The 243-nt window shown below is 65.8% G+C and carries 1 protein-coding gene; it reads right to left on the bottom strand.

What is annotated here, in order from left to right; all coding sequences use genetic code 11:
• A partial coding sequence (locus BFP90_RS01645; RefSeq protein WP_141688895.1) for an AMP-binding protein occupies positions 1-243 on the bottom strand: 243 nt, incomplete at both ends.

Genomic DNA, 243 nt, shown 5'->3' with positions numbered 1-243 from the left:
TCCGTCACCTCGCCACAGACCACACCGATGGTGGTTTCCGACGGGCCGTAGTGGTTGAACACGCGCAACTGCGGCGCCAGTTCGCGGATGCGCGCGAACAGCGCCGCATCGAAGCCTTCACCGCCCAGGATCAGCAACTGCCGCGGCAGTACCCGCCGGGCATCGTCCAGCGCCAACAGGCCACGCAAATGCGAAGGGGCGATCTTCAGGCAGTCCACGGGATGTTGGGCCAGGAAATCGGCC

The sequence above is a fragment of the Pseudomonas sp. 24 E 13 genome (assembly GCF_900004715.1).
Lineage (GTDB): Bacteria > Pseudomonadota > Gammaproteobacteria > Pseudomonadales > Pseudomonadaceae > Aquipseudomonas > Aquipseudomonas orientalis_A.
This window is presented reverse-complemented; position numbering and strand designations above follow the sequence as displayed.